A 5,233-nucleotide genomic window follows, 5' to 3' on the forward strand; every position below is an offset into this window, starting at 1 on the left:
AACGTTTGGTATATGACTTGCGGTATGCACAAGAATCGAATGAAAGCCGTGAAGTAATAATTGAAATCTTAATAGAACACGGTCAGGAAGCGGCGAACAGATGATGTCTACGGAGAAAAGCAAAATGGCCCAAATTTCGGAAGCTATACGGAATGAGCATTGCGAAGTAATTGCCCAATTGTTTCGTCAGTTTCCCGATCAAGTGACCGCATTTACTTATGTAGGGAGTCAAACCTGGCTAGGTTACGCCGCAGGAACAGGAAAGTTAAAGTCATTGAAGGCATTGGTCGAAGTAGGTATAGATGTTAATGCTGGAGATGGTAGAGATAATCGGCGCCCTATTTGTAGTGCCGCTGCAAATGACCATTACGAAATCGTCGAATATCTTTTGGAGCAAGGCTCCGAGCTTGATGTCAGCGCATCCATTCGAAATCCACTTTTCGCGGCTATTGTTGGCCGCTCACCAAAGATCGTTACACTGCTTTTAGAGGCGGGAATCGATAGTACCGTACGCTATAACAGTGACACCATGAGCGATATGGACGCGGTCGCATTTGCGTTGATGAGGGGTGAGCGGGAGTGCGCTGAAATCATCGCGCTCTGGAATGCAAAGGGCGATGACGCTACCGCTCGGGAAGCACTAGAACACGCAGATAAAATCGCTGAAGAGAATGCGTACCGGAAGCTGAGATAATAGTGTTGTAAGTCCGGTGTGAGGGAAGGCCTACCTCTCTAGCATCCTCAGTGGATGCATTTCCCCTCGACTCGGAAAGTGAATCGTTAGCTTGAATTCTGAAGGCCCCAGACCGGTACCGCCGCCTGGGAAGCCTATTTTGAGCTACAAAAGATTGCCCTCGAGTTCCAAAGCATTAGCCAGAGTTGGGGTGATCCCAATCTTTCATCCTCTCAAAAGGCAGAGCTTACCTATCGCTTAGAAGAGCTGGAAGCCGCTTCACAATACCAGGCTGAGCGCATTGCCCAATCCGAACAGGATGGCGAAGGCTGGGTGGCCGCGCCTGCCCGAGGCCCTGAACTTGCGAAAGAACTCGGTTGGCCTGATGCACCGGAAGGTCATGTCTGGGTAGCGGGTACGGAACAGCCGTATCTGCGCCGGGTTGATGCCAACGATACCTCGAAGTTGCGGTATGATGTCGGCGCGGGTAGGTTTGTTGACGCTAATCAGGCTAATGGCGCTCGTTTGGGTGAGAGAAGAATCTCTCAAGAAATATATAACGAGCTTCGCGCTTCTACGCCAAATACAGCTATTCAGGATAGCGTCAATGAAGGGAAAATTCCTCCCTTCCCTGATGAGGCATTACCTGGTTTCACGGTCAATAAACGGCTGGAAGCAGACCATATAGTTCCTATGGCTCGAATAGTAAAAATGGAAGGATTCGATCAGCTGACATTTGAGCAACAACTATCTGTTCTGAATAATTCGGACAATTTTATTGGTCTAAGTAGAGCTGCAAATGCATCTAAAGGTTCAAAAACCTATGCTGAATGGACTATGCATCAAAAATCTGGCACTCCAGTGAATCCAATTTTTAGAAGCCAAATGATTCAAATTGAACAAGATTTAGAGCTTCAGCTACAGCAGCAAATCGATAACTTAGTAAGAAAAAATGATTCTAAATAGGTGGAATTATGACGCAAGTTGCTTTGTTAGATTATTTAAAAAAGTATGTTGCTGATCCAAAGATTATTTCTATAAATCAGCTCTCAGAAATAGATAAAAAATCTTTTCCAGAAAGTTGGATAGATATCTTAAGTGTTGAAGATGATGAAAGGACTTCGACCACTTTATCTTACTGGTCGAATTTCAAAAAGGAATTTGAGCAAGTAGTGGAATATCTAGAGAGCAATCTTATTAGTGTAGACCTAATTCATCATGGTTTTGGATTCTGTTTGTTATATGGGATTAAATCGGCTGACGGTTCTAGAATCCTTTATTATGAAGGTCGCAATCCTAATACAAAAATAATAAATCCATCTGTAATGGGTGTGTGGAAAAAAATGCCAGATAAACTGCAGGATTTTTATAATCAATTGCATAATGGCTGGTATTATTTGGCATCTGGAGCTATGGGTTTGTCACCGGTTGAAGATTATTTTTTCTTGGAGGAAGAAGATTGGAGTATCGTTGAAGAGTTCGAGGAACTACCTATTAAATTAGATCATACGTTGGCTTTGTATTCAAATGGGATGGGTGGGTATGTATGTTTGGAATTTAAGGAAAATTCATGCAACTGCCTATTATGGTGGAAGTCCAAGGCTCCAAATTTAAAATTAGATTTTTGGCCTCTTATTGATTCTTGGACAGTTATGGGATTTGAGGTCTAAGATCAATGAAAATTACATGGGACCGCTTTTGATTCAGTTCGTAGGGGAGCGGGAATCTAGGACAACTTAAAATCTGATGATGTTAAAAACTTTGTGTCAGCCATCAACATCATAATCTGATGTATTTCTCCAACAGATTCGGGCAGTAAATCTTGAGCTATGACAGCGTCAGGTTCCAATTTTGAACACTAACGATGGTGCCATCGCTCTGTGGCTTTTAGTATACGGGCTTAAATCATCCATAGAAGCCAGTTTTCATTGGCCAAACCACCCTTGATTTATCCCTGAAAAAAATAAATTCTCCTATCAAACCACCGTAAGTCTTACCAGACTCCCCCTATCAGGTTCAGCAGAATTCTGCCTTGCAAGATGGCCTGATGCACCGGAAGGTCATGTCTGGGTAGCGGGTAGGGAACTGCCGTATCTGCGTCGAGTTGATGCCAACGATACCTCGAAGTTGAGGTATGATGTCGGCGCGGAAGAATTTGTTGAGGGAGCCCCAGGAAGCACCACACTTTCCCATGTCCAGGATGTGTATGCTCGCCCTTATATCAGTGTGGAAACAGAACGGGCCGTGGGGGTTAAACCTCTTGATATGAAAAACGCCCATCTGCACCATATCTTGGAAGTGAATGGGCAGGCCGGTGAGCACCGGGCTTTGGTTAGAGAAGGCCAGGATATATTGAGAAGCTATGATATTGATCCCTTATACGGACAGGAGAATTTGGTTTGGGCTCCGAATCGAGGGCATACGATAGAGGCGGCTCGAGCTCTGATTGAGGAATTGCGATTAGCAAAAGACTTGGATTTCCAAAGAGAGGAAGTAGTCGAGATTTTGCAACGTCATGGTTTGCGTGCCAAGGGGAGGTAATTATGGTGGAAACAAGTTTGGCATCTCAAATAGTGAATGCCATTAAAACTGGTGATGTAGAAAAAATATGCTCTATTTTTATTGAGAATCCTAGCCAAAATGAATTTTATACACCATTTGCTGGGGAAACTTGGCTGGGCTATGCAGCAGGAATTGGATCGCTCAAATCTACTAAAGAACTAATTAAATTGGGAAGTAACGTTAACCTCGGTGATAAGAGAGATAACGTGCGCCCGATTTGTAGCGCAGCAGCGAGAGGTCATTACGAAATCGTCGAATATCTTTTGGAGCAAGGCTCGGAGCTTGACGTCAGCGCATCCATTCGAAATCCACTTTTCGCGGCTATTGTTGGCCGCTCGCCAAAGATCGTTACACTGCTTTTAGAGGCAGGAATCGACAGTGCCGTACACTATAACAGTGACACCATGAGCGATATGGACGCGGCCGCATTCGCGTTGATGCAAGGCGAGCGGGAGTGCGCCGAAATCATCGCGCTCTGGAATGCAAAGGGCGATGACGCTATCTCGCGGGAAGCACTAGAACACGCCGATAAAATTGCTGAAGAAAATGCGTACCGCAAGCTGAGATAAAGGCTACGTAGATTCAAATTGTCTTGATTGGTGAAACCTATATCCGAGACAATAACGTCTTTAAAATCATACTCATAAGGAATTGATGGATGGACATAATGTTGAGCTGGGTATCTTTAGTCAGTGGGGTTCTAGCGGTAATTTTCATTTTCGCTTTTTTAGCAACAGGAAGGAAAAATACAGCATTACGTGTATTGGCCGGGATCTTGTGCATTATTGCTGTGACAAGCGGTTTTATTTCTAGAGCTTAATTTTGTTGACGTCTAGCGGTTTATTTTTATAAATATTTGTAGCTAATTTATAGTATTTAGAAAGTGTTTTAATAAAGCCCAGAATATAGGCTGGGCTTTATCGATTAAAAAACCGGCATTTTAATTTCTGTGTCTGCCGGTTTGCAGCTGTTAGTTGGGAGTATTAATTATTAAAGTACCAGCGACCTTCAAAGAGGATCGTATCTGATTCGCTACCAATATCGAGCTCGATACCGGCTGATATATTGTTTTGCACCCAGTATTTTGCGCCTATCACGAGATAGGTATCGCTATCATCAAGATTGACATAATTAAAAAGTGCTGTGGCTTCTACTTTATCTGTTATCAAGCCTCGCACGCCTCCCGATAGCCAAACGCCGGTGTCAGAATCGTCGCGACCTCTGCGATAGTCAATTTCAGCGCGTGCTATCCTGCCGTAGCCGACAATATCCATTTTGCTGGAGTAAGGATGGATATAGCCGATGCCCGCTGAAAGTGCTGAAGAATCTGCAGGGCCGTCAAAATCGACCGTTTGATAGTTGGCTACGGCAACCAGGTTCTGTTGAAATTCGTAGGAACCGCCGAAGTTGAAGCCATCTCCATCCACTCCTTCGACATCCACATTCACAAAGCCTAGTGTCGCATAATCGTAACTTAACCCGCTGCCTAACTCTTGAGCAAAGGAAGGGGTGGAAGACAAACTTAATAGTGCTGCCAGTGATGAAAGGGTGGTCAATGTTTTCTTCATGAATGGTTTTCGTCCTAAATTAAATAAACTGCTTCTTTGAAAATAATCTGATTTGATGATCATGCATAAGAAGACATCGTTGTGATGACTTCTTATGTGAGCTACCAAAAATAATTTTTTGATAGCTATAGAATTTTCAATCTGTGAAATTAACACGTTATGTCAATGTAAAAAGTGAATAATTTACACACCAGAAAAAATATAAATTTACTTTTTGAATTCGTTCTCTGAGCTTCTGAACAGTATCTCCTTTTAACTTGTTGGTGCACCAAGTAACGCTCAACAGCGGTTTCTTATGCTGCAGACATTATTTCGACAAGTGCACATTGGGGGAAAGCACTTAAACCAGTAGTGTTAAAGGACAGACGATAAGTACTCGCCAATCACGTCAGTAGAGAAGCGATATGACGACTTATAAAAAGACTGCTCA

6 protein-coding genes are annotated in these 5,233 nt (G+C 43.3%); 5 read left to right on the forward strand and 1 reads right to left on the reverse strand.

The window, feature by feature from the left end; translation table 11 throughout:
• The first annotated feature begins 124 nt into the window (after positions 1 to 124).
• From ACXAFR_RS27040 to ACXAFR_RS27060, 5 genes are all read left to right on the forward strand, one after another.
• Positions 125 to 694 carry an ankyrin repeat domain-containing protein gene (locus tag ACXAFR_RS27040; RefSeq protein WP_475183200.1) on the forward strand — a complete coding sequence of 190 codons (570 nt, stop codon included), beginning with the start codon at positions 125 to 127 and terminating at the stop codon, positions 692 to 694.
• A 312-nt stretch (positions 695 to 1,006) separates the two neighbouring features.
• The gene (locus ACXAFR_RS27045) at positions 1,007 to 1,639 is read left to right on the forward strand and encodes a hypothetical protein (RefSeq protein ID WP_475183201.1); all 633 of its coding nucleotides are present in this window, start codon (positions 1,007 to 1,009) and stop codon (positions 1,637 to 1,639) included.
• A gap of 8 nt (positions 1,640 to 1,647) precedes the next feature.
• Positions 1,648 to 2,343: a hypothetical protein gene (locus ACXAFR_RS27050; RefSeq protein ID WP_475183204.1), complete on the forward strand. Its 696-nt coding sequence runs from the start codon at positions 1,648 to 1,650 to the stop codon at positions 2,341 to 2,343.
• Positions 2,344 to 2,800: 457 nt separating this feature from the next.
• Complete coding sequence (locus ACXAFR_RS27055) at positions 2,801 to 3,214, forward strand: hypothetical protein (RefSeq protein WP_475183208.1); 414 nt, start codon at positions 2,801 to 2,803, stop codon at positions 3,212 to 3,214.
• 2 nt (positions 3,215 to 3,216) lie between these two features.
• Entirely contained in the window at positions 3,217 to 3,804 is a 588-nt protein-coding gene (locus ACXAFR_RS27060) for an ankyrin repeat domain-containing protein (protein ID WP_475183211.1), read from the forward strand.
• 414 nt (positions 3,805 to 4,218) lie between these two features.
• Here ACXAFR_RS27060 and ACXAFR_RS27065 read toward each other — a convergent pair whose 3' ends face one another.
• Complete coding sequence (locus ACXAFR_RS27065; protein ID WP_475183212.1) at positions 4,219 to 4,866, reverse strand: hypothetical protein; 648 nt, start codon at positions 4,864 to 4,866, stop codon at positions 4,219 to 4,221.
• Positions 4,867 to 5,233: the final 367 nt, after the last annotated feature.

The organism is Pseudomaricurvus sp. ABR4_320 (assembly GCF_056159445.1).

Excerpts from the sequence above, each read along its gene's own strand:
- ACXAFR_RS27040 (WP_475183200.1), top strand. The coding sequence starts at position 125 with ATGGCCCAAATTTCGGAAGCTATACGGAATGAGCATTGCGAAGTAATT.
- ACXAFR_RS27065 (WP_475183212.1), bottom strand. The coding sequence starts at position 4,866 with ATGATCATCAAATCAGATTATTTTCAAAGAAGCAGTTTATTTAATTTA.
- ACXAFR_RS27050 (WP_475183204.1), top strand. The coding sequence starts at position 1,648 with ATGACGCAAGTTGCTTTGTTAGATTATTTAAAAAAGTATGTTGCTGAT.
- ACXAFR_RS27060 (WP_475183211.1), top strand. The coding sequence starts at position 3,217 with ATGGTGGAAACAAGTTTGGCATCTCAAATAGTGAATGCCATTAAAACT.